A 22,411-nucleotide genomic window follows, 5' to 3' on the forward strand; every position below is an offset into this window, starting at 1 on the left:
GGGAGCAAGCTCCCTCGCCACAAGTGCTCGACGTTACTCGTCGTCGTCGAAGTTGTAACTGCCCGGCGCGAGGTTTTCGAAGCGGGTGTACTTACCGATAAAGGCCAGGCGGATAAAGCCGATCGGGCCGTTCCGCTGCTTGCCGATGATGATTTCGGCGATGCCCTTGTGCTCGGTTTCCGGGTGATACACCTCGTCCCGGTACACGAACATGATGACGTCGGCGTCCTGCTCGATCGCTCCGGATTCCCGCAAGTCGGAGTTCACCGGACGCTTGTTGGGACGTTGTTCCAGGGAACGGTTGAGCTGCGACAGCGCCACCACCGGGCAGTTGAATTCCTTGGCCAGGGCTTTCAGGGATCGCGAGATCTCGGAAATCTCGTTGGTCCGGTTGTCACCGCTGGAACCCGGAATCTGCATCAACTGCAGGTAGTCGATCATGATCAGGCCGACGTCGCCGTGCTCACGCACCAGACGTCGAGTTCGCGCACGCATTTCCGACGGGCTGATGCCGGCGGTGTCATCGATGAACAGCTTGCGGTCGTTGAGCAGGTTGACCGCCGAGGTCAGGCGCGGCCAATCGTCGTCTTCCAGTTGGCCGGAACGCACCTTGGTCTGGTCGATCCGGCCCAGGGACGAGAGCATACGCATGATCAGCGATTCGCCTGGCATCTCGAGGGAGTACACCAGCACCGCCTTGTCGCTGCGCAGTACGGCGTTTTCCACCAGGTTCATGGCGAAGGTGGTTTTACCCATCGACGGACGGCCGGCGACGATGATCAGGTCGGACGGCTGCAGACCGCTGGTCTTCTCGTCGAGGTCGGTATAGCCGGTGGACAGGCCGGTGATCGCGTCGGCGGTGTTGAACAGGGTGTCGATGCGGTCGATGGCTTTGGTCAACAGTTCGTTGACCCCCACCGGGCCGCCGGTCTTCGGCCGCGCCTCGGCAATCTGGAAGATCTGCCGTTCGGCTTCGTCGAGGATCTCTTCGGCGGTACGGCCTTCGGGGTTGAACGCGGCGTCGGCAATTTCGGTGCTGATACCGATCAACTGGCGCAACGTCGCGCGCTGGCGAACGATCTGCGCATAGGCCTTGATGTTGGCGACGGACGGCGTGTTTTTTGCCAGTTCGCCGAGGTAACCGAGGCCGCCGACCTGGGACGTCTGACCTTCCTTGTCCAGTTGCTCGGCAAGGGTCACGACGTCGATCGGCATGTTCTGATCGGCCAGTTTGGCGATCGCACGGAAGATCAGACGGTGGTCATGTCGGTAGAAATCGCCGTCGGAGACTTGATCGAGCACGCGTTCCCAAGCGTTGTTGTCCAGCATCAGACCACCGAGTACGGCCTGTTCGGCCTCGATGGAATGCGGCGGCACTTTCAGCGCGGCGGTTTGCAGATCGTATTGCTCGGGAGCGGTGATTTCGTTCATGGCCACTTGGAGTCAGGTTTGAAAACGGGATTACCAGAAAGACAAAGGGCACGACCTGTAAACAGGATCGTGCCCGATGTTACCGGCAAGCACCCGAGGGTGCCAGCCGACAAGTATTGCTTAAGCTGCTACCACGACAACGCGTACGGTGGCTTCAACTTCGGCGTGCAGGTGCACAGCCACGTCGAATTCACCCACGTTGCGGATGGTGCCGTTCGGCAGACGAACTTCGCTCTTCTGCACTTCAACGCCGGAAGCGGTCAGTGCGTCAGCGATGTCGTGAGTACCGATCGAACCGAACAGCTTGCCTTCGTCGCCAGCGGTGGCAGTGATGGTCACTTCCAGCTCGGCCAGTTGGGCAGCACGGCTTTCAGCCGATGCTTTACGGTCTGCGGCAGCTTTTTCCAGCTCAGCACGACGCTCTTCGAACGCAGCCAGGTTGGCAGCGGTCGCAGCGGTAGCTTTGCCGAAAGGCAGCAGGTAGTTACGGCCGTAACCGGCCTTAACGTTTACTTTGTCGCCCAGGTTGCCCAGGTTGGCGATTTTTTCCAGAAGGATCAGTTGCATGTGGAAATCCTCTTAACTTTTAACCTTCACCGTTCGCGTTATCGGTGTCTTTCGACACGTGACGACCGCGAAAATCAATCAGGCTGTCGACAATGGCCAGAACCACGAGCAACGGATAGAGCAGCTGCATGAACAACAGCAGCGTGACGTACAACCCCACCAGCCAGAAACCGGCCAGTCGCTTCTGCCCGACCAGCCCGTGAATCAGGGCGAGTCCGGCGAACACCAGCGGTACACTGCACAACGGCGTCAACATGGCCATCTGTGCACCGAGATTCGGGCCCAGAAGCATCAACGCCAGCAGCAACATCGCCGGCCCCAGCGGGATCCGGATGGCGCGAAACTCGCGACCAAAACCACCCGGGTTGTACAACAACGCCTGCCAATGCCGCCCGACAATCAGGCTCAGCACGCTGACGATCTGCAACAGAGCCGCAATCAGTCCGGTCAGGACTGGTGCAATCAGGGACGCGAAGCGCGCTTGCTCATCGACCGACAATTGCTTGTAGGTTTCACCAAGAAGCGCCGGCATGACCTTTATCAAGGCCTGCGCGAGCATCTCGATCTGGGCCGCAAATGCTGCCCCGAGCACCACTGAAAACACCACTCCAATCACTACGCTGACCAGCAGCGTGCGGACCCAGGATTCGCTTGCGCGCAACACCAACGCAAGCCCCGAAGACCCCAGCAGCACCAGAAGTGCCCTTGGATCATCGGCATACAGCCACCAGATCAATGCCGGCAGCAGCCCCAGGGACAGAACGCCAATGGCGTCCGTCAGTCCGCGCCGCAGAAGCACCAGGCTCCCGGCGGCAGCACCCAACCAATACAACAACGGCAATGTTGCACACCCGGCCACTACGAGAGTGGCCTGCATGCGGCCGCGCATGATGAACTCAGCTATGGCACGCATGCATTCAATCCTTTGCTACTTGTCGACTGCCCGGTCTCAGCGGCCGTGGCTGTCGGTGTAGGCCAGCAGGGCCAGGAAGCGGGCGCGCTTGATAGCGGTGGCCAGCTGACGCTGATAACGAGCTTTGGTACCGGTGATGCGGCTTGGAACGATTTTGCCGGTCTCGGATACGTAGGCTTTCAGAGTGTTGAGATCTTTGTAATCGATCTCTTTCACGTCTTCAGCGGTGAAGCGGCAGAATTTACGACGACGGAAGAAACGTGCCATTTGATAGGCTCCTTAAAAGGTCCGTGGATTACTCGTCAGCGTTATCGCTGTTGTCGCTGTCATCACCCTCAACGCCATCAGCGTCGGAGTGCTCAGGACGGTCGCGACGCTCACGGCGCTCACTGCGGTTTTCTTCAGCCTTGAGCATCTCGGACTGGCCGGTAACGGCTTCGTCGCGACGGATGACCAGGTTACGGATCACTGCATCGTTGTAGCGGAAGTTGTCTTCCAGCTCGGCCAGGGCCTTGCCAGTGCACTCAACGTTCAGCATCACGTAGTGAGCCTTGTGAACATTGTTGATTGCGTAGGCCAGTTGACGACGGCCCCAGTCTTCCAGACGGTGGATTTTGCCGCCGTCTTCTTCGATCAGCTTGGTGTAACGCTCAACCATGCCGCCGACTTGCTCGCTCTGGTCAGGGTGGACCAGAAAGATGATTTCGTAATGACGCATGAATGCTCCTTACGGGTTGTAGCCTGCCGCTCAAAAACGGTCAGACAAGGAGTGAATGACACTTATGGACTTGCTGGCGCGGGGCACATGCGTGCCTGCCGTCACAGCAAGGGGCGCAATTGTAGAGAAGGGACTGCGGAGGTGCAAGGCAATTGGTGATTATTTGAACAATCACCATTTCTTTGCCTTCGCACAAAACACTGTGGGAGCGGGCTTGCTCGCGAATGCGTTTCATCAGGCAACATTATTGTTGTCTGACACACCGCTTTCGCGAGCAAGCCCGCTCCCACAGTTTGTTTGCGTACAGCCTTATTTCTTGGCCGCAGCCTTGGCCTTGGCACCGCGTTGACGCTGCGCTTCGAACAGGCACACGCCGGTTGCCACGGACACGTTGAGGCTGCTGACGCTACCGGCCATTGGCAGGTTTACCAGATAGTCGCAGTGCTCGCGGGTCAGGCGACGCATACCCTTGCCTTCGGCGCCCATGATCAGGATGGTCGGGCCGGTCAGGTCCTGGTCATAAATGCTGACCTCGGCCTCACCCGCCGTGCCGACCACCCACAGACCGCGTTGCTGAAGCTTTTCCAGGGTGCGCGCGAGGTTGGTCACCGCCACCAGCGGAATCACTTCCGCCGCGCCGCAGGCCACTTTACGCACCACCGGCGTCAGGGTTGCCGACTTGTCCTTGGGCACGATCACCGCCAGCGCGCCGGCAGCATCCGCCGAACGCAGGCAGGCGCCGAGGTTGTGCGGGTCGGTCACGCCGTCGAGCACCAGCAACAGCGGTGCGCCTTCGGTGCGGTCGAGCAGCTCATCGAGCATCGCCTCGCCCCAGACCTGGCTCGGACTGACGTCCGCCACCACGCCCTGGTGCACGCCTTCAACCCAGGCGTCCATTTCGCGGCGCTCGGCCTGACCGATCTGCACACGATTTTCGTTGGCCAGTTCGATCAGGGTCTGCACGCGCGGATCGTTGCGGCTTTCGGCCAGCCAGATCTGCTTGACGCGTTTCGGGTGGTGACGCAGCAACGCTTCTACCGCGTGAACGCCGTAGATTTTTTCCAACTGACTCATGACTTCGCCTTCGGTTTACGCGACCCGCCACTTTTGGCTGGAGCCGAACCCGCTTTCGGCGGGCCTTTACGGTGTTTGCTCGGTTTGGCTGGCTTGCCGCCGGCAGCCTTGTCAGGCGCCGACCGTCCGGTCTTTCCCCCAGACGCCGCTTTACCACCGCTTTTGGCGTCGGCCAGCAAGGCCTTCTTCATTTCACGGCTTTTGCGCAGCTCGGCGTTTTTCGCCACGGCATCGCTCGGGCGATAGGCCTCGACAGCCTTTTCCTTGGCTGGACGACGGCTGGCGGTTTTCGCCGGAGCCTTCTCTTCCACAGCCTTGGTCGCTGCCGGAGCGGTGCTTTCGCTACCGCGCTTCTTGCGGCCAATCGGCGCGCTGATGGTTTTTTCAGCCATCTCGAAGTCGATCTTGCGCTCGTCGAGGTCGACGCGCATCACGCGCACTTCAACGGTATCGCCAAGACGGAAGCTGCGACCGGTGCGCTCGCCCGCCAGGCGATGATGCACAGGATCGAAGTGGTAGTAATCGCCCGGCAGCGCGGTGACGTGCACCAGGCCTTCGACGTAGATATCGGTCAGCTCGACGAACAGGCCAAAACCGGTCACCGCAGTGATTACGCCCGGGAACGACTCGCCGACGCGATCCTTCATGAACTCGCACTTGAGCCAATTCACCACGTCGCGGGTGGCTTCGTCGGCACGGCGCTCGCTCATCGAGCACTGCTCGCCGAGTTGTTCCAGCGCCGCTTCGTCGTACGGATAGATGCGCGCCTTCGGAATGGTCATCGCCCCGGCACGACGAACGTGCGGAGTGTCCTGTTTCGAATGGATCACGCTGCGGATGGCGCGGTGCGTGAGCAGGTCCGGGTAACGGCGGATCGGCGAAGTGAAGTGGGTATAGGCTTCGTAGTTCAGGCCGAAGTGGCCTTCGTTCTGGGCGCTGTACACCGCCTGACTCAGGGAGCGCAGCATCACGGTCTGAATCAGATGGAAATCCGGACGGTCCTTGATGCTCGCCAACAGGGCCTGATAGTCCTTCGGCGACGGGCCATCCTTGCCTTTGTGCAGAGACAGGCCGAGTTCGCCGAGGAACGCGCGCAGTTTTTCCAGACGCTCCGGTGGCGGGCCGTCGTGGACGCGGTACAGCGCAGGGATTTCGTGCTTCTTGAGGAATTCGGCGGTGGCCACGTTGGCCGCCAGCATGCATTCCTCGATCAGCTTGTGCGCATCGTTACGGGTGGTCGGACGGATTTCGGCAATCTTGCGCTCGGAACCGAAGATGATCCGGGTTTCCTGCGTTTCGAAATCGATCGCACCACGCACGTGACGGGCAGCCAACAACACTTTGTACAGCGCATAGAGCTGCTTGAGGTGCGGCACCACGTCGGTGTATTCGCCGCGAAGCTTGCGCGCTTCGGTGGCTTTCGGAGTTTCCAGCATCGCGCTGACCTTGTTGTAGGTCAGGCGGGCGTGGGAGTGAATTACCGCTTCATAGAAGCAGTAGTCGGTCATTTCGCCGGACTTGGAGATGGTCATCTCGCAAACCATGGCCAGACGATCGACGTGCGGGTTCAGCGAGCACAGGCCGTTGGACAGCTGCTCAGGCAGCATCGGCACCACGCGCTCGGGGAAGTACACCGAGTTGCCGCGCACCTGGGCTTCGTTGTCCAGCGCCGAACCGATTTTCACGTAGCTGGAAACGTCGGCAATCGCCACGTACAACTTCCAGCCGCCGGAGAACAGGCGCAGCTTGCCGGGCTTGGCTTCGCAGTAGACCGCGTCGTCGAAGTCGCGGGCATCTTCGCCGTCGATGGTGACGAACGGCAGATGGCGCAGGTCGACACGCTTCTCTTTGTCTTTTTCTTCGACTTCAGGCTTGAGCTTGGCGGCTTCTTTGAGCACGGCTTCAGGCCAGACGTGCGGAATGTCGTAGGTACGCAGCGCGACATCGATTTCCATGCCCGGCGCCATGTAGTTGCCGACCACTTCGACCACATCGCCTTGCGGCTGGAAGCGCGGCGTCGGCCAGTGGGTGATCTTCACCTCGACGAACTGACCGATCTGCGCGTTGGCGTTGCGGCCCGGGGTGACCAGCACTTCCTGCTGGATCTTCGGGTTGTCGGCAACGACGAAACCGATACCGCCCTCTTCGAAGTAGCGACCGACGATCGTTTCGTGGGCACGGGACACCACCTCGACGATCACGCCTTCACGGCGCCCGCGACGATCAAGACCGGAAACACGGGCCAGCGCGCGGTCACCATCAAACACCAGACGCATCTGCGCCGGGCTCATGAACAGGTCATCGCTACCGTCGTCCGGCACCAGGAAGCCGAAACCGTCACGGTGACCGCTGATGCGGCCGAGGATCAGGTCGAGCTTGTCCACTGGCGCATAGGTGCCACGGCGGGTGTAGATCAATTGAGCGTCGCGCTCCATGGCGCGCAGACGGCGGCGCAGGGCTTCGATCTGGTCTTCGGTGGTCAGACCAAACTCTTCGACCAGTTGCTCACGGGCAGCAGGCGAACCCCGATCAGCAAGGTGCTGAAGGATCAGTTCGCGGCTGGGAATAGGGTTTTCATATTTTTCCGCTTCACGAGCGGCCTCGGGATCGAGGGACTGCCAATCGGCCATTAGAGAGTTTTCACCTTGTCTATATGCGGGTTAGTTTGGCATAGGCGCCATCAAACGGGAAATTTCCGACTCTATAAGGCCCTTCTATAGGCTTGTATCGACGCCTGAAAGCCCTTTTGAACACCGCCGGTAAAAAAATTCATTTTTTTTGCTGACAGGGGTTTACAGTTAAAAAGGCGCTCCGTATAGTGCGCGCCATCGACGACGTACACACGTTGACGAGATGCCCAGGTGGTGAAATTGGTAGACACGCCAGCTTCAGGTGCTGGTGACCTTACGGTCGTGGAAGTTCGAGTCTTCTCCTGGGCACCAATTTCGAGTTTGAGACTAGATCAGTTTCAAGGCTCACACAAAAACCCGCGAAAGCGGGTTTTTTGCATTCTAAGCAACCGATTTGTTAAAACCGATTAATTAAAATTAAATCAGGGGTTTACAGATCAAAAAGCGCTCCGTATAGTGCGCCACATCAACAGCGGCAACGCTCGCGATGAATGCCCAGATGGTGAAATTGGTAGACACGCCAGCTTCAGGTGCTGGTGACCTTACGGTCGTGGAAGTTCGAGTCTTCTTCTGGGCACCAATTCAAACTCAAGGTCACGATCTTGAGTTTCCCAAAAACCCGCGAAAGCGGGTTTTTGCGTTTCTGGCGTTTGAAAACCTGCAGCTCCCTCGCCACACATGATCACCAGATCATGCTCTAGCAAACCTCCGCCCTCCCCGCAAGGCGCACTTGAGAAACAATATCGTTTATCATTGTTGCAAGTTTTTGCAATGCGACAGTGAGGAACCCTGCGAATGATGTTTCGAAATACCCTGCGCCGCGGCTTGACCTTCACCCTGCTCGGCCTGGCACTCGCCACTCCCCTCACCCAGGCAGCCGATGCGGTTTCCCTGACGCTCTACAACGGTCAACACAAGGAAGTCGGCGATGCGATCGCCAAGGCTTTCGAGGCCAAGACCGGCATCCACGTCAATGTACGCAAGGGCAGCAGCAACCAGCTCGCCAGCCAGGTCATCGAAGAAGGTGACCGCTCCCCCGCCGACGTGATCTACACCGAAGAATCCCCGCCACTGAACAACCTCGGCGAGCAAGGCCTGCTGGCCAAGACCGACGACGCCACGCTGGCCGTGCTGCCCAAGCAATACGTCGCAGGCAACGGCACCTGGATCGGTGTCACCGCCCGGGTTCGTGTAGTCGCCTACAACCCGAAACTGGTCGATGAGAAAGACCTGCCGAAGTCGGTGATGGAATTCTCCGATCCGAAATGGCAAGGCAAAGTCGGTTTCGTACCAACCAGCGGCGCCTTCCAGGAACAGGCCGTGGCGATCATCAAGATGCACGGTCGCGACGCCGCTGAAGAATGGCTGACCGGCCTGCGCGCTTTCGGTAAGACCTACAGCAACAACATGGTCGCCCTCAAAGCCGTGGAAAACGGCGAAGTCGCCACGGTGCTGGTGAACAACTATTACTGGTTCGCCCTGCAACGCGAGAAAGGCAAACTCGACTCGAAACTGCATTACTTCACCGGCGGCGACGTCGGCGGGCTGATCACTGTTTCCAGCGCTGCCGTCCTCAAATCCAGCAAACATCCAAAAGAAGCTCAGCAATTCCTCGCCTACATGGCCAGCGAGGAAGGCCAGCGCGTGATCACCCAGACCACCGCCGAATACCCACTGCACAAAGGCATGGAATCGGATCGCGGGCTCAAGCCGTTCAGCGAACTGCAAGCGCCAAACGTGACCCCGGCCGATCTGGGCAACGCCGAAGAAGCCTTGGACCTGGAACGTGAAGTTGGCCTGAACTGATGGCCACATCGTTATCCGCCCCCGCCGCGCGCGGGGGTTATGTGCCACGACGCAAGCGGCCGTCGATCTGGCTGGTGCTGCCGGTTTTATTGCTGGTGGTCATGAGCCTGTTGCCTCTGGCCTATGTCGGCCTGAAAGCCTGGCAGGCCGGTTGGGCCGAAGCGCTGCACCTGTTGTGGCGCCCGTACGTATTCGGTCTGCTGCGCAACACCCTGGCGTTGATGGTCGGCGTAACGCTGACTTGCGGCGTGATCGGCCTGTCGCTTGCGTGGCTGCTGGAGCGCAGCAATCTGCCGGGACGACGCCTGTGGGGCGTGATTCTGTGCCTGCCGTTTGCGGTGCCGGCGTTCGTCAGCAGCTTCACCTGGGTGTCGTTGAGCGCGCAGTTCGAAGGCCTCGGCGGGGCGATTCTGGTGATGAGTCTGTCGAAGTACCCGCTGATCTTTCTGCCGGTCGCGGCGACTCTGCGCAACCTTGATCCGTCCCTTGAAGAATCGGCCCGCACCTTGGGACAGAATCGCTGGGGCGTGTTTTTCCGCGTCACCCTGCCGCTGCTCTGGCCGTCGCTGCTGGCCGGCTCGCTGCTGATTGCCCTGCACATGCTGGTCGAGTTCGGCGCGCTGTCGATCATCGGCCTGCAAACCTTCACCACCGCGATCTACCAGCAATTCGAACTGGAGTTCAGCAACGCCAACGCGGCGATGCTTTCGGCGGTGCTGCTCGCGCTGTGCCTGATGCTGTTGTGGTTGGAGCTGCGGGTGCGCGGCAAGGGTCGGCATGTGCGCACAGGCCAAGGCGCGGCGCGTCAGGCCGAACAAGTGCGTCTCGGGCCATGGGCCGTTGTCGGTCAGCTGTATTGTCTGCTGCTGGCGATCGTCGGCAGCGGGATTCCGCTGGGCATGCTCGCGTACTGGCTGGCGGTTGGCTCATCGGCGGCCTTCCCGGTCGCGGCGATCACCGAGGCCCTGCTGTCTTCGCTGGCCTTGTCGCTCGGTGGCGCAGCGCTGTGCTTGCTGCTGGCGGTGCCGGTCGGACTGCTGGTGGTGCGTTACAAGGGACGACTGGCGATCTGGGCCGAGCGCTTGCCGTATCTGCTCCACGCCTTGCCGGGGCTGGTGATTGCGCTGACGCTGGTGTATTTCGCCCTGCATTACGTGCCGGCGCTGTACCAGACCTCGGCATTGCTGCTGATCGCTTATGCGTTGCTGTTTCTGCCGTTGGCGCAGGCACCGATTCGTACGGCACTGAACAAGGCTGCGCCGCAGCTGGAAGAAGCGGCACGCACGCTGGGGGCGTCGTCGTTCACCGCGTTTTGCCGAGTGACCCTGCCGATCATCTTCCCGGCACTGGGCGCGGCGTTTGCACTGGTGTTTCTGGATGCGATGAAGGAATTGACGGCGACGTTGCTACTGAGTCCGACCGGGCTTAACACGCTGGCGACCGAGGTATGGGCGCATACGGCGAATGTTGAGTTTGCGGCGGCAGCGCCTTATGCGGCGCTGTTGATAGTGGTGTCCGGGTTGCCGGTGTATCTGCTGACGACGCGGATGTATCTGAGCCGCTGACACCGCTTTCGCGAGCAAGCTCGCTCCCACAGCTTGACCGAGTCCCACCAGAGGAATGCGATCGAATGTGGGAGCGAGCCTGCTCGCGAAGAGGGCAACATCAGGCCCTGAACTGCCCCAGACTCGCCTTCAACTGCGCCGCCAAACCATCCAGCACCTTGCCACTGGCCGTAGTTTCCACCACCGCCTGCGCCGCCTTCTCGGCCTGGGCATGAATCGTTTCGACCCGCCCACGCACCGCCTGCGCGCCCTGCGCCTGATGCGCCGCGGCTTGCGTCGCCAGACCGATCGCCGCATGCACCTGCTCGACCGAGGCCTGCACCGACTGCTGCAGCCGCGCACTGTCGCGCAACACCAGCAAACCCTCGCTGGCCTGACGCCCGGCCTGGCCGATCGCTTCAACCGCCTCACGCGCGCCCTGCTGCAACGCGACGATGTGCGCCTGAATGTCGCCGGTGGAGCTTTGTGTCTTGCTCGCCAAGGCGCGCACTTCATCCGCGACCACGGCAAAACCGCGCCCGGTCTCGCCGGCCCGCGCCGCCTCGATCGCCGCGTTAAGCGCCAGCAGGTTGGTCTGTTCGGCGATCCCGTGAATCACCGTCAGCACCACTTCGATCTGTTCGCTCTGCTGCGCCAGTCGCTCGATGACTTTCGCCCCGGTGTCGACCTGCCCGGCCAGCGCCTCGATCAGGCTGCCGACTTTCGCCGAGGTCCGAGTGTTTTCGTCGGTGGCCTGGCGAATATCCACCACCTGTTTCAACGCCGCCTGCATGGCATGGCTTTCCGATTGCGCTTCGTCAGCCATTTGCGACAGCGCGCGCAGGCTTTCCGCCACTTCATCACGCTGCATCCCCGCCGCCGCATCGGCACCGGCATTGCGCAGGGTCATGGCGCCGATTTCCACGCCGGTACGCTGGGCCACGTCGCCCGCCTCGCGCACAATCGGCTGCAACTTATCCACAAAGCGATTGACCGCCGACGCCATGTCGCCGATCTCGTCTTTGCTGTTGATCTGCACGCGCTTGGTCAGATCGCCCTCGCCCGCCGCCAGATCATCCATCGCCGCGTTGAGCATCTTCAGGCGGTTGACTACCCGATGACCGAGCACCACCGCCAGCAACAGCAGTACGCCAAATCCAACCAGCGCCAGGCCCATGCCGATCCGCCAGCGTAGCGTCCCCGCGGCATCCTGCACGGTGCTCGCGGTATTAGCCTTCATCTCGGCAGCCGTGGACTGCGCCGACTGCAGGCGTGCACGCATGGCCGTGGCGCTGTCAGCAGCCGCCCCCTTCAGGCTGTCGCCAACCAGTTGATCACTGCTGGCAATCAGCGCCGAGAAGCGTTTGTCGAGCGCCGCCAGATCAGTTTCCACCGACGCCGTCGAGACACCCATCAGCACCTTGCCGATTTCCACACCATTGGGGTTGATCGAGGCCTCGAGGTAGTAGACCGACGGATCGTTCTTCGCCGCATCCAGCACTTTATCGAGCGCACGCTCGCCCTGGCCTTTTTCCAGCAAGGCCTTGTTGATCGGGTTTTCGCGATTGAGATAACGCGTCAGGTGCTGACCGGTGGCGTCGTCGTAGACCACGAACAGCACGTTGGGATTGCGCTGGGCGCGCCGGGCGAACTCGGAGAGGGTCGGTACGTCGTTATCCCACATGGCACGGGGCGCGACCGAGGCGAGCAACTGGGCCATGTCGTTGGCCGAGTCCTTGAGGTCTTTTTCCAGAGTCGTACGCAGCTGCGCCTGCTCTTCCTTCAGACGAGAAGACAGGCCGGCGGTCAGACGCTGCCGGGTACTTGCGGAAAGGTTATCGAGGCTCGAGGTGACTTCACGCCCAGCCTGCTCCAGCTCGCCGGAAAGCTTTTGGCTGTCAGCGCCCAGGCGAGTGCCGAGATCGGCTTCCAGCGCCGTGACGGTGCTTCGTGTCAGGGCGACTGCCACCAGCACTTGCACCAAAAGGGCGATACCAAGGGTAACGAACACGGGCCGCAACAAACGGCTTTGTAACAGTGAGAGAACGGCCGACACTGTGAATCCCTCTACTTCTGACGCCATTAATTTGATGGCACTCTTGTAGGAAGATTTACAGCAAAGGTCATGCCGTCCAACAGGCAGAAACGACAAAGGCCCCGATTAAGGGGCCTTTGTTTTTTACATCAACGACTTATCAAGCGAACGGATGACGCAGAACGATGGTTTCGTTGCGATCCGGGCCCGTCGAAATAATGTCGATCGGCGCGCCGATCAGCTCTTCAACGCGTTTGATGTAGGCACGAGCGTTAGCTGGCAGCTCTTCCAGGGTTTTGGCACCCACGGTCGATTCGGTCCAGCCCGGCACTTCTTCGTACACAGGCTGCAGGCCCACGTAGCTGTCAGCGTCGGTCGGCGCCACGGCGTTGCCTTGCGCGTCCTTGTAGCCGGTGCAGATGTTGATGGTTTCCAGGCCATCGAGGACGTCCAGCTTGGTCAGGCAGATGCCCGAGATGCTGTTCACATCGATAGCGCGACGCAGGATAACGGCGTCGAACCAGCCGCAACGACGGGCACGGCCGGTGGTAGCGCCGAACTCGTGACCTTGCTTGGCCAGGTGCGCACCCACGTCGTCGAACAGCTCAGTCGGGAATGGCCCCGAACCGACGCGAGTGGTGTAAGCCTTGGTGATGCCCAGGATGTAGTCCAGGAACATCGGGCCAACGCCCGAACCGGTGGCCACGCCACCTGCGGTGGTGTTGGAGCTGGTCACGTACGGGTAGGTACCGTGGTCGATGTCGAGCAACGAACCCTGGGCGCCTTCGAACATGATGTCTTTGCCGGCGCGACGCAGGTCGTGCAGCTCGGCAGTCACGTCCAGCATCAGCGGCTTGAGCAGCTCAGCGTATTCCTTGCACTCGGCCAGGGTCTTTTCGAACTCGATGGCAGGCTCTTTGTAGTAACCCACCAGCATGAAGTTGTGGTAATCCACCAGTTCACGCAGCTTGTCTTCGAAGCGCGGCATGTTGAGCAGGTCGCCCACGCGCAGGCCACGACGTGCAACCTTGTCTTCGTAAGCCGGGCCGATGCCGCGACCGGTGGTACCGATCTTCAGCTCGCCACGGGCTTTTTCACGGGCCTGGTCCAGCGCCACGTGGAAGGACAGGATCAGCGGGCAGGACGGGCTGATACGCAGGCGCTCGCGCACCGGTACGCCTTTCTCTTCCAGCTTGGTGATCTCACGCAGCAGGGCGTCAGGTGCAACCACCACGCCGTTGCCGATCAGGCACTGCACGCCTTCGCGCAGCACGCCCGACGGGATCAGGTGCAAGACGGTTTTCTCGCCGTCGATCACCAGGGTGTGGCCAGCGTTGTGGCCACCTTGGTAGCGCACTACGGCGGCAGCATGTTCGGTCAGCAGATCAACGATCTTGCCTTTGCCCTCATCACCCCATTGGGTGCCCAGGACTACGACATTCTTACCCATAACACTTGTCCTCATTCGCGCAAACTTGGTGCCGGCGATGGCCGGCAGGAAAACTCAAGAAGCCAGTGGCGATACTTGCCAAAGCCCGTTCTGCTGAATCAATTGCCGGTCGCAGTCCGCATCACGGGCGGCGGCCAAAGGTTGTCCAGGCAACGCCTGAACGACACGCTGACCCTCACTGCGCAACTGGCAAACCTGCTGCCAGAGTGCCGCATCCGTACTGTCAGGCATCCAGATACCGCCAGACGGTAGCTCGATCTCAGCACGCCCCAGGGTCACCAGGGTTTTCAAATCGGTAGAGAAGCCGGTCGCCGGACGGGCGCGACCGAAGTCGGCGCCGATGTCGTCGTAACGACCGCCCTGAGCGATGGACTGGCCCACGCCCGGGACAAACACCGCGAACACCACACCGGTGTGGTAGTGGTAGCCGCGCAGCTCGCCCAGGTCGAAGTACAGCGGCAACTCCGGGAAACGCGTCGCCAGACGATCGGCGATCTCCAGCAAATCTTCCAGCGCGGCCAGCACCGGCGCCGGCGCATTGGCCAGACGCTCACGGGCCGCAGTCAGCACTTCACGGCCGCCACACAGGTCGACCAGCGCCCGCAACATGCCGGACAGATCGGCCGGCAGGCCTTCGGTCAAGGTAATGACCTCGTCGATGGCCTTGCGTTGCAGCGCATCGAACAACTGCTGCTCGACTTCACCGGACAGACCGGCGGCGCGCGCCAGGCCACGATAGATGCCGACATGACCAAGGTCCATGTGCACATCCGGCACATCGGCCAGTTGCAGCATGGCCAGCATCAGGCTGATCACTTCAACGTCGCTGCTCGGGCTGGCATCGCCGTACAGCTCGGCACCCAGCTGGATCGGGCTGCGCGAGGACGACAGTGCACGCGGCTGGGCATGCAGCACGCTGCCGGCATAGCACAGACGGCTCGGGCCTTCGCGACGCAGGGTGTGCGCATCGATGCGCGCCACCTGCGGCGTGATGTCGGCACGGAAACCCATCTGCCGGCCCGACTGCGGGTCGATGACCTTGAAGGTACGCAGATCCAGATCCTGGCCCGCACCGGTCAGCAGGGATTCCAGGTACTCGATATGGGGAGTCACGACAAACTCGTAACCCCAGCTCTGGAACAGATCCAACACCTGACGACGCGCGACTTCAATGCGCGCAGCTTCCGGTGGCAGTACTTCTTCGATGCCATCTGGCAGCAGCCAGCGGTCTACCGTTGCCATTACGCCATTCCCCTTTGATCCGAGCGGCCAGCCTGCGGGCGAGCCTTGAGTGAAGCAGAAAATGACCGACTCGTTCAAAACGCACGCGCATGAACGACGCGGCGAAAGGCCTGTTACCGGCTTCGCCCATCACTTTCCTCGAAATACTCTCGGGCCATTCAACCCGATGCCTGCAACAAAAAACAGCAATCAAACGTGCAGACGCAAAAAAGCCGGGAATTTCCCGGCTGCCGCATCATACACACGTTTTCCCAAAGGATCACCCCGCCCGAGGTTTTAGCCGCCGGGCGGAGTGATTCAGGTCAACGTCGTATCAAGGCTTGGACTTTTCCAGATAACGGAAGAAGTCGCTGCTTGGGTCGAGAACCATGACGTCGGTTTTGTTCGCGAAGCTTTCACGGTAGGCACGCAGGCTACGGTAGAAACCGTAGAACTCCTGATCCTGACCGTAGGCCTTGGAGTAGATCGCAGCAGCCTGGGCATCGCCATCACCGCGAATCTCTTCGGATTCACGATAGGCTTCAGCCAGCAGCACGCGGCGTTGACGATCGGCGTCGGCACGGATGCCTTCGGCCAGCTCGTTACCCTTGGCGCGGTGCTCGCGAGCTTCACGCTCACGCTCGGTGCTCATACGTTCGAACACGCTGCGGTTCACTTCCTTCGGCAGATCGATGGCCTTGACCCGGACATCGACCACTTCGATACCCAGTTCTTTTTCTGCCATCGAGTTCAGCGACGCGGTGATGTCAGCCATCAACGCATCACGCTCACCCGACACCACTTCGTGCAGGGTACGCTTGCCGAACTGGTCACGCAGGCCCGATTCCAGGCGACGGGACAGACGCTCATCGGCGATTTGCTTGAGGCCGGAAGTCGCGGTGTAGAAGCGCTCGGCATCTTTCACGCGCCACTTGGCGTAGGCATCGACCATCACGGCTTTCTTTTCCAGGGTCAGGAAGCGCTGTGTCGGTGCATCCAGCGTCATCAGACGTGCGTCGAATTTACGCACCTGGTTAACGTAAGGCACTTTCACATGCAGACCTGGCTGAACATCGGCCTGAACCACACGACCAAATTGCAGCAACACCGCACGCTCGGTCTGAGCCACGATGTAGAAGCAGTTCCAGCCCACCAGTACCACAACAACGCCAACGATCAGGGCGATCAGCGATTTATTGCTCATCAGCGGGTCTCCCTTGTGCGTGTCTGCGGCAGATCAGTGACATGCGGCGCGACATCCGTGTTGTTGCTGGCAGCGGCCGAACCGGTCACCGGTGCATTGCTGCCCGAACTGTTCTGAATCATTTTGTCCAGCGGCAGATAAAGCAAGTTGCTCTGGCCGTTCTTGTTGCCGGTCACGAGTACCTTGCTGGTGTTGCTGAAGACTTCCTGCATGGTGTCCAGGTACAGACGCTGGCGGGTGACTTCAGGTGCCTTGCGATACTCGGCCACCAGTTTGGTGAAGCGGTCAGCCTCACCCTTGGCGCGCGAGACCGTTTCGTCGCGGTAACCGTTGGCATCCTCGAGGATACGCTGGGCCTGACCACGGGCTTCCGGCACGACGCCGTTGGCGTAGGTTTCAGCCTGGTTGCGCGAACGCTGCTCGTCTTCACGGGCGCGGATCACGTCGTCGAAGGCTTCCTGCACTTCACGCGGGGCTGCCGCGTTCTGTACGTTGACCTGAGTGACGGTGATACCGGTGCGATAGGTATCGAGGAAGCGTTGCAGACGCTCCTTGATTTCGCTGGCCATCAATTCACGACCTTCGGTGAGCACCTGGTCCATGGCGGTCGAACCCACCACGTGACGCAGGGCGCTGTCGGTCGCATGCTGCAGGCTGATTTCCGGCTGATCGACGTTCAGCACGAAGTCCTGCAGGTTGCTGATCTTGTACTGCACGGTCAGCGGCACTTCGACGATGTTCTCGTCTTCCGTCAGCATCTGGCCCTGCTTGGTGTAGGCACGCTCACGCGTGACGTTCTCCATGTACTTCTTGTCGATCGGCGGGAAGTAGATGTTCAGGCCGGGGCCGACCGTCTCGTAGTACTTGCCGAAGCGCAGCACCACGGCTTGCTCCTGCTCATCGACCACATAGACCGCGCTGTACAGCCAGACAGCCGCCAGCACGACGAGGCCGATGCCGAGCAGACCGCCGAAGCCGCCACCACTCCTGCCCGAACCACCGCCGTCATCACCACCGCGTTTCTTACCACCACCGAACAACCCGTTCAGGCTTTCCTGCAGCTTTCGGAAGGCCTCGTCGAGATCCGGTGGCCCCTTGCGGTCGCCGTTATTGCGGCGCTTGCCACCCCAAGGATCCTGATTATTCGAGTTGCCACCCGGCTCATTCCAAGCCATAGCGCTCTCCATCTGATAAAGCAAAGACGCACCCACGGCGCGCCGACCAATGCTACAGAATGCCTGCCGTCGCGGCACAACCGCTTTGCCAGGCTTTTATTGCAAAGTGTGTTGCTCGATGAATTCCATCGGCTGCAATCCTTCGCGGCTTACCAGTCGATTCAACTCGACCCGGGGCAAACGAACGGCCAGCAGGCAGATGCCTTCTTCGTCATGCTCTTCTTTCTGTACCGCACCGAGTTCGAAGAACTGCGCACGCAGTCGAGCGAACCGTTGTGGCAAGCGCAATGTCCCCACAAACAAATCACTGCCCAGCAACTCGGCAATGGCCTGCTCAAGCAATTCCAGACCCGTGCCATCACGCGCCGACAGCCAGACCCGCTGCGGTTTGCCATCGGCATCGCGCTGGATCTGTGGCTCAACGCCTTCAAGCAAATCGAGTTTGTTGTATACCTCGAGGATCGGCAAGTCCTGGGCTCCGATCTCGCCCAGCACCACCATCACCTGCTCGATTTGCAACATGCGATCCGGTTCGGCCGCATCGATCACGTGCAACAGCAGGTCGGAGTTGCTCGACTCTTCGAGCGTAGACCGAAATGCCTCGACCAGCTTGTGCGGCAAGTGCCGAATGAACCCTACCGTATCCGCCAGAACGATCGGCCCCAGGTCGTCCAGTTCCAGACGGCGCAGGGTCGGGTCCAGCGTGGCGAACAATTGGTCGGCCGCGTACACCTCGGATTTGGTCACGTTATTGAACAGCGTGGATTTGCCGGCGTTGGTATAGCCCACCAGAGAAACGGTAGGGATATCCGCACGGGAGCGGCCGCGTCGCGATTGCTCGCGCTGGCTGCGCACTTTTTCCAGACGACCCTTGATCTGCCGCAGACGAACCCGCAGCAGACGCCGGTCGGTTTCGAGCTGGGTTTCACCCGGGCCACGCATGCCGATACCGCCACCCTGACGCTCAAGGTGAGTCCAGCCGCGAACCAGCCGGGTGCTCATGTGGTCAAGCTGGGCCAGTTCGACCTGGAGCTTGCCTTCATGGGTACGGGCGCGCTGGGCGAAGATATCGAGGATCAGGCCGGTACGGTCGATCACGCGACACTCGAAAACACGTTCGAGGTTACGTTCCTGACTGGGCGTGAGAATGTGATTGAAAATCACCAGATCGGCCTTTTCGGCATGGACCAGGTCGCGTAATTCCTCGACCTTGCCGCTGCCAATCAGGAATTTGGCGGTTGGCCGATGACGCGGTACGTTAAAAAACGCAACGGTCTCGGCGCCCGCCGAATTAGCCAATTCCTGAAACTCCTGCGGATCTTCGCGCGCCTCAGGGTCCTGACCTTCCAAGTGAACGAGAATGACTCGCTCACCACCACCGTGGCGCTCAAAGAACAAAGGAGACTCCTATCAGGCGTTACCTGGCTCAGCGTCACCTGCATCGGATTCGGTTGCGCTAGGCAGACGAATTGGACGTACTGGCACGACTGTAGAGATAGCGTGTTTGTAAACCATCTGGCTCACGGTGTTTTTCAGCAGGATAACGAACTGGTCGAACGACTCGATCGTGCCTTGCAGTTTGATACCGTTGACCAGGTAGATGGAAACCCCAACTTTCTCTTTACGTAAAGTATTCAAGTAAGGGTCTTGTAGCGAATGCCCTTTTGACATGTGCCGCACTCCTTTAAGGATTCAATAATAAAAATAGGTAATTCAGATGGCTTTGGCCGCCACACCCCCAAGGATAGACGGCAATTGCAAGGACTCAGCTCAATATGGAGATGGTCCCAAGGTATTTCAAGGCGCGTGGCAGATTGTCGCAATCAAGACTGTCCAGCCAGTGCAGTTCTTCCCAGCTGCGCAGCCAGGTGAACTGGCGCTTGGCCAATTGACGCGTGGCAATGATGCCGCGTTCCTGCATTTCGGCTAACGACAGCTTGCCATCCAGGTAGTCCCAGACTTGGCGGTAGCCTACCGCACGTATAGACGGCAACCCGGAATGCAGGTCACTTCTTTTACGCAGGGCTACGACCTCGTCGATGAACCCCTGTTCCAGCATATTTGTGAATCTTTGTTTAATGCGCTCGTGCAGTACCTGGCGATTTGCCGGAGCAATGGCCAAGTTCGCGACAGTATAGGGCAATTGTTGCTGTCCCGAAGCGGCTGCTTCAGTACTTTGCGCAGATTGTTGCTGACGCAGGGCGGTCATGCTCTGACCGCTGACCCGATAAACCTCCAGCGCACGACTCAGGCGCTGCGGATCGTTCGGGTGAATGCGTGCCGCCGACACCGGATCGATGAGCGCCAGTTGATCGTGCAGGGCTTGCCAGCCAAGGCGTGCAGCCTCTTCTTCGATCTGCGCACGAACCTCGGGATCCGCCGCCGGCATGTCCGCCAGACCTTCGACCAAAGCCTTGTAATAGAGCATGGTGCCGCCGACCAGCAGCGGAATTTTCCCGCGCGCGGTGATTTCAGCCATGGCTTGCAGGGCATCGCGGCGGAAATCCGCAGCCGAATAGGCTTCGGCTGGATCGAGAATATCGATCAGCCGGTGCGGAAATTCGGCCAGCAGCTCTTTCGAGGGCTTGGCGGTGCCGATGTCCATGCCGCGATAGACCAGCGCCGAATCGACGCTGATCAGCTCGCACGGCAGCACCTTGGTCAGCTCGATGGCCAGGTCGGTCTTGCCCGCAGCGGTCGGGCCCATCAGGAAAATCGCTGGAGGAAGCTGGCTCATCAACGACCGCGCAGGAACAGTTTGTCCAGATCGTCCAGGCCCAGTTGGGTCCAGGTCGGTCGGCCATGGTTGCATTGACCGCTGCGCTCGGTGTTTTCCATGTCGCGCAGCAGACCGTTCATTTCTGGCAGGGCCAGGCGCCGGTTGGCGCGGATCGCGCCGTGGCAGGCCATGGTGCCGAGCAGTTCGTTCAGGTGTGCCTGAATCCGGTCGCTGGTGCCGTACTCCATCAGGTCCGACAACACGTCACCCACCAGGCGATTGGCCTCGGCCTGTTTGAGCAGGGCCGGAATCTGGCGGATCGCCAATGTTTCCGGGCCCAGGCGCTGCAGTTCGAAGCCCAGTTTCTGGAACCATGCGGCATGTTCTTCGGCGCAGTCGGCTTCACGCTGACTGACCGCCAGCGACTCCGGCACCAGCAATGGCTGGCCGCTCAGGCCTTCACTGGCCATGGCGATTTTCAGGCGTTCGTACATGATCCGCTCGTGCGCGGCATGCATGTCCACCAGCACCAGTCCCTGAGCGTTCTCGGACAGGATGTAGATGCCCTTGAGCTGCGCCAGCGCGTAACCCAGCGGCGGAATATCTTCCTGACCGGCCGGCAGCGCGTTGGCGTTGGCCTCGGGCAGCGGCGCGAAGAACTCGCGGTAAGCAGCTTGCGCCTCGGCGGCCGGCGGCATCGCCGACTGCGGACGTGGCGTGTACTGATACTGGTAAGCGCCGCCAGCGCTTGCAGCGGACGAGGTGTTGAACACCGGTTGCGCCTGCGGCTGCTCCAGCAGCGCGTTGGCCGCCAGACGCATTTCGCCCTGCGGGCCGAATTCGCCCGCCTCGATGCCGGTTGGACGGACGACAGCAGTGGTGACCGAACCGGCCAGTTGATCTTCCGGACGCACATCGCCCAATGCGCGGTGCAACGTGCCGTAAAGGAAGTCATGCACCATGCGCCCGTCACGGAAGCGCACTTCGTGCTTGGTCGGGTGCACGTTGACGTCCACCGCTGCTGGATCGACCTCGAAAAACAGCGCGAAGGTCGGATGACGGCCGTTGAACAACACGTCGCGATAAGCCTGACGCACCGCGTGCGCCACCAGTTTGTCGCGCACCGCCCGGCCGTTCACAAAGAAATATTGCAAGTCCGCCTGGCTGCGGTTGAAGGTCGGCAACCCGACCCAGCCCCACAGGTGCAGACCGTTGCGCTCGATCTCGATCGGCAGCGCCTGCTCAAGGAAGCCCGAACCACAAATCGCCGCCACCCGCCGGGCGCGGGCCGCATCATCGTGGGCCTCGTGCAGACTGAGGATGGTCTTGCCGTTGTGGCGCAGATGGAAGGCCACGTCGAAGCGCGCCAGCGCCAGACGCTTGATCACTTCTTGCAGGTGATCGAATTCGGTTTTTTCGGTCTTGAGAAACTTGCGTCGCGCCGGCGTGTTGAAGAACAGGTCGCGCACTTCCACCGAAGTGCCGACCGGATGCGCTGCCGGCTGAACGCGAGGCGCCATGTCGCGACCTTCGGTCTCGACCTGCCAGGCCTGATCGGCGTCGCGGGTGCGCGAGGTCAGGGTCAGGCGTGCCACGGAGCTGATCGAGGCCAGCGCTTCACCACGGAAGCCCAGGCTCATCACCTGTTCGAGGTCTTCGAGATTGCGGATCTTGCTGGTGGCGTGACGGGCCAGGGCCAGCGGCAGGTCGTCGGCGGAAATGCCACTGCCGTCGTCACGCACCCGCAGCAGCTTGACGCCGCCCTGCTCGACATCGACGTCGATGCGTCTGGCACCGGAGTCGAGGCTGTTTTCCAGCAATTCCTTGATCACCGAAGCCGGGCGCTCGACCACCTCACCGGCGGCGATCTGGTTCGCCAGCCGCGGGCTGAGCAGTTCGATGCGTGCGGCGTTCAACACCTGGT

18 protein-coding genes and 2 tRNA genes are annotated in these 22,411 nt (G+C 60.7%); 4 read left to right on the forward strand and 16 right to left on the reverse strand.

Translation table 11 applies throughout. The annotated features are described in order from the left end of the window. Window positions 1–33 precede the first annotated feature (33 nt). The 7 genes from dnaB to rnr all read right to left on the reverse strand — a co-directional run bounded on the left by dnaB (window position 34) and on the right by rnr (window position 7,333). On the reverse strand, window positions 34–1,431 hold the full coding sequence (gene dnaB, locus JFU48_RS04355; RefSeq protein ID WP_047600693.1) for a replicative DNA helicase: 1,398 nt from the start codon (window positions 1,429–1,431) through the stop codon (window positions 34–36). Between the two features lie 120 nt (window positions 1,432–1,551). Continuing rightward, entirely contained in the window at window positions 1,552–1,998 is a 447-nt protein-coding gene (rplI, locus tag JFU48_RS04360; protein WP_003221136.1) for a 50S ribosomal protein L9, read from the reverse strand. Window positions 1,999–2,017: 19 nt separating this feature from the next. Continuing rightward, window positions 2,018–2,911, reverse strand: a complete 894-nt coding sequence (locus tag JFU48_RS04365) for a hypothetical protein (protein WP_003221135.1) — start codon at window positions 2,909–2,911, stop codon at window positions 2,018–2,020. A gap of 36 nt (window positions 2,912–2,947) precedes the next feature. Continuing rightward, a complete protein-coding gene (rpsR, locus tag JFU48_RS04370) occupies window positions 2,948–3,178 on the reverse strand; it encodes a 30S ribosomal protein S18 (protein ID WP_002551829.1) in 231 nt (76 codons plus the stop codon). A 28-nt stretch (window positions 3,179–3,206) separates the two neighbouring features. Next, on the reverse strand, window positions 3,207–3,629 hold the full coding sequence (gene rpsF / locus JFU48_RS04375; protein ID WP_003221133.1) for a 30S ribosomal protein S6: 423 nt from the start codon (window positions 3,627–3,629) through the stop codon (window positions 3,207–3,209). Window positions 3,630–3,938: 309 nt separating this feature from the next. Next, on the reverse strand, window positions 3,939–4,703 hold the full coding sequence (gene rlmB, locus JFU48_RS04380; protein WP_003221131.1) for a 23S rRNA (guanosine(2251)-2'-O)-methyltransferase RlmB: 765 nt from the start codon (window positions 4,701–4,703) through the stop codon (window positions 3,939–3,941). Then, window positions 4,700–7,333 (reverse strand): ribonuclease R, encoded by a 2,634-nt coding sequence (rnr, locus tag JFU48_RS04385; RefSeq protein WP_201135939.1) that lies wholly within the window; start codon window positions 7,331–7,333, stop codon window positions 4,700–4,702. Before rnr ends, rlmB begins: the two co-directional genes overlap by 4 nt. Before the next feature lie 225 nt (window positions 7,334–7,558). Here rnr and JFU48_RS04390 point away from each other — a divergent pair. The 4 genes from JFU48_RS04390 to JFU48_RS04405 all read left to right on the forward strand — a co-directional run bounded on the left by JFU48_RS04390 (window position 7,559) and on the right by JFU48_RS04405 (window position 10,704). Further along, window positions 7,559–7,645 (forward strand) — tRNA-Leu (locus JFU48_RS04390). Between the two features lie 181 nt (window positions 7,646–7,826). Then, window positions 7,827–7,913: transfer RNA gene (locus JFU48_RS04395), tRNA-Leu, on the forward strand. 215 nt (window positions 7,914–8,128) lie between these two features. Then, entirely contained in the window at window positions 8,129–9,139 is a 1,011-nt protein-coding gene (locus tag JFU48_RS04400) for an iron ABC transporter substrate-binding protein (RefSeq protein WP_003221127.1), read from the forward strand. Further along, window positions 9,139–10,704 carry an ABC transporter permease gene (locus JFU48_RS04405; RefSeq protein WP_201135940.1) on the forward strand — a complete coding sequence of 522 codons (1,566 nt, stop codon included), beginning with the start codon at window positions 9,139–9,141 and terminating at the stop codon, window positions 10,702–10,704. Before JFU48_RS04400 ends, JFU48_RS04405 begins: the two co-directional genes overlap by 1 nt. Before the next feature lie 100 nt (window positions 10,705–10,804). On the opposite strand, the gene JFU48_RS04410 is transcribed toward JFU48_RS04405, so the two are convergent. The 9 genes from JFU48_RS04410 to mutL all read right to left on the reverse strand — a co-directional run bounded on the left by JFU48_RS04410 (window position 10,805) and on the right by mutL (window position 22,406). Then, window positions 10,805–12,739 carry a methyl-accepting chemotaxis protein gene (locus tag JFU48_RS04410; protein ID WP_103485504.1) on the reverse strand — a complete coding sequence of 645 codons (1,935 nt, stop codon included), beginning with the start codon at window positions 12,737–12,739 and terminating at the stop codon, window positions 10,805–10,807. A gap of 139 nt (window positions 12,740–12,878) precedes the next feature. After that, window positions 12,879–14,168 (reverse strand): adenylosuccinate synthase, encoded by a 1,290-nt coding sequence (locus JFU48_RS04415; protein WP_003221122.1) that lies wholly within the window; start codon window positions 14,166–14,168, stop codon window positions 12,879–12,881. A gap of 54 nt (window positions 14,169–14,222) precedes the next feature. Next, window positions 14,223–15,410: an ATP phosphoribosyltransferase regulatory subunit gene (locus tag JFU48_RS04420; protein WP_103485505.1), complete on the reverse strand. Its 1,188-nt coding sequence runs from the start codon at window positions 15,408–15,410 to the stop codon at window positions 14,223–14,225. Between the two features lie 313 nt (window positions 15,411–15,723). After that, on the reverse strand, window positions 15,724–16,593 hold the full coding sequence (gene hflC, locus JFU48_RS04425; RefSeq protein WP_003221118.1) for a protease modulator HflC: 870 nt from the start codon (window positions 16,591–16,593) through the stop codon (window positions 15,724–15,726). Beyond that, the gene (gene hflK / locus JFU48_RS04430; RefSeq protein WP_003221116.1) at window positions 16,593–17,768 is read right to left on the reverse strand and encodes an FtsH protease activity modulator HflK; all 1,176 of its coding nucleotides are present in this window, start codon (window positions 17,766–17,768) and stop codon (window positions 16,593–16,595) included. The genes hflC and hflK overlap by 1 nt, the downstream gene beginning before the upstream one ends. 96 nt (window positions 17,769–17,864) lie before the next feature. Next, window positions 17,865–19,166: a ribosome rescue GTPase HflX gene (gene hflX, locus JFU48_RS04435; RefSeq protein ID WP_003221114.1), complete on the reverse strand. Its 1,302-nt coding sequence runs from the start codon at window positions 19,164–19,166 to the stop codon at window positions 17,865–17,867. Between the two features lie 12 nt (window positions 19,167–19,178). Then, window positions 19,179–19,439, reverse strand: coding sequence for an RNA chaperone Hfq (gene hfq / locus JFU48_RS04440; RefSeq protein WP_003221112.1), 261 nt, complete (start codon window positions 19,437–19,439; stop codon window positions 19,179–19,181). A 94-nt stretch (window positions 19,440–19,533) separates the two neighbouring features. Further along, complete coding sequence (gene miaA, locus JFU48_RS04445; protein WP_201135941.1) at window positions 19,534–20,505, reverse strand: tRNA (adenosine(37)-N6)-dimethylallyltransferase MiaA; 972 nt, start codon at window positions 20,503–20,505, stop codon at window positions 19,534–19,536. Then, window positions 20,505–22,406: a DNA mismatch repair endonuclease MutL gene (gene mutL / locus JFU48_RS04450; RefSeq protein ID WP_201137053.1), complete on the reverse strand. Its 1,902-nt coding sequence runs from the start codon at window positions 22,404–22,406 to the stop codon at window positions 20,505–20,507. The genes miaA and mutL overlap by 1 nt, the downstream gene beginning before the upstream one ends. Window positions 22,407–22,411 lie beyond the last annotated feature (5 nt).

It is taken from the genome of Pseudomonas sp. TH49, from assembly GCF_016650625.1.
GTDB classification, from domain to species: Bacteria; Pseudomonadota; Gammaproteobacteria; order Pseudomonadales; family Pseudomonadaceae; genus Aquipseudomonas; species Aquipseudomonas fluorescens_H.

What these genes read in the sequence shown, in the direction of transcription:
- rpsF (WP_003221133.1), bottom strand. Translation starts at nt 3,629, where the DNA reads ATGCGTCATTACGAAATCATCTTTCTGGTCCACCCTGACCAGAGCGAG.
- rpsR (WP_002551829.1), bottom strand. Translation starts at nt 3,178, where the DNA reads ATGGCACGTTTCTTCCGTCGTCGTAAATTCTGCCGCTTCACCGCTGAA.
- JFU48_RS04405 (WP_201135940.1), top strand. Translation starts at nt 9,139, where the DNA reads ATGGCCACATCGTTATCCGCCCCCGCCGCGCGCGGGGGTTATGTGCCA.
- hflK (WP_003221116.1), bottom strand. Translation starts at nt 17,768, where the DNA reads ATGGCTTGGAATGAGCCGGGTGGCAACTCGAATAATCAGGATCCTTGG.
- dnaB (WP_047600693.1), bottom strand. Translation starts at nt 1,431, where the DNA reads ATGAACGAAATCACCGCTCCCGAGCAATACGATCTGCAAACCGCCGCG.
- miaA (WP_201135941.1), bottom strand. Translation starts at nt 20,505, where the DNA reads ATGAGCCAGCTTCCTCCAGCGATTTTCCTGATGGGCCCGACCGCTGCG.
- JFU48_RS04365 (WP_003221135.1), bottom strand. Translation starts at nt 2,911, where the DNA reads ATGCGTGCCATAGCTGAGTTCATCATGCGCGGCCGCATGCAGGCCACT.
- rlmB (WP_003221131.1), bottom strand. Translation starts at nt 4,703, where the DNA reads ATGAGTCAGTTGGAAAAAATCTACGGCGTTCACGCGGTAGAAGCGTTG.
- hflC (WP_003221118.1), bottom strand. Translation starts at nt 16,593, where the DNA reads ATGAGCAATAAATCGCTGATCGCCCTGATCGTTGGCGTTGTTGTGGTA.
- rplI (WP_003221136.1), bottom strand. Translation starts at nt 1,998, where the DNA reads ATGCAACTGATCCTTCTGGAAAAAATCGCCAACCTGGGCAACCTGGGC.
- hfq (WP_003221112.1), bottom strand. Translation starts at nt 19,439, where the DNA reads ATGTCAAAAGGGCATTCGCTACAAGACCCTTACTTGAATACTTTACGT.
- JFU48_RS04400 (WP_003221127.1), top strand. Translation starts at nt 8,129, where the DNA reads ATGATGTTTCGAAATACCCTGCGCCGCGGCTTGACCTTCACCCTGCTC.
- JFU48_RS04415 (WP_003221122.1), bottom strand. Translation starts at nt 14,168, where the DNA reads ATGGGTAAGAATGTCGTAGTCCTGGGCACCCAATGGGGTGATGAGGGC.
- JFU48_RS04420 (WP_103485505.1), bottom strand. Translation starts at nt 15,410, where the DNA reads ATGGCAACGGTAGACCGCTGGCTGCTGCCAGATGGCATCGAAGAAGTA.
- rnr (WP_201135939.1), bottom strand. Translation starts at nt 7,333, where the DNA reads ATGGCCGATTGGCAGTCCCTCGATCCCGAGGCCGCTCGTGAAGCGGAA.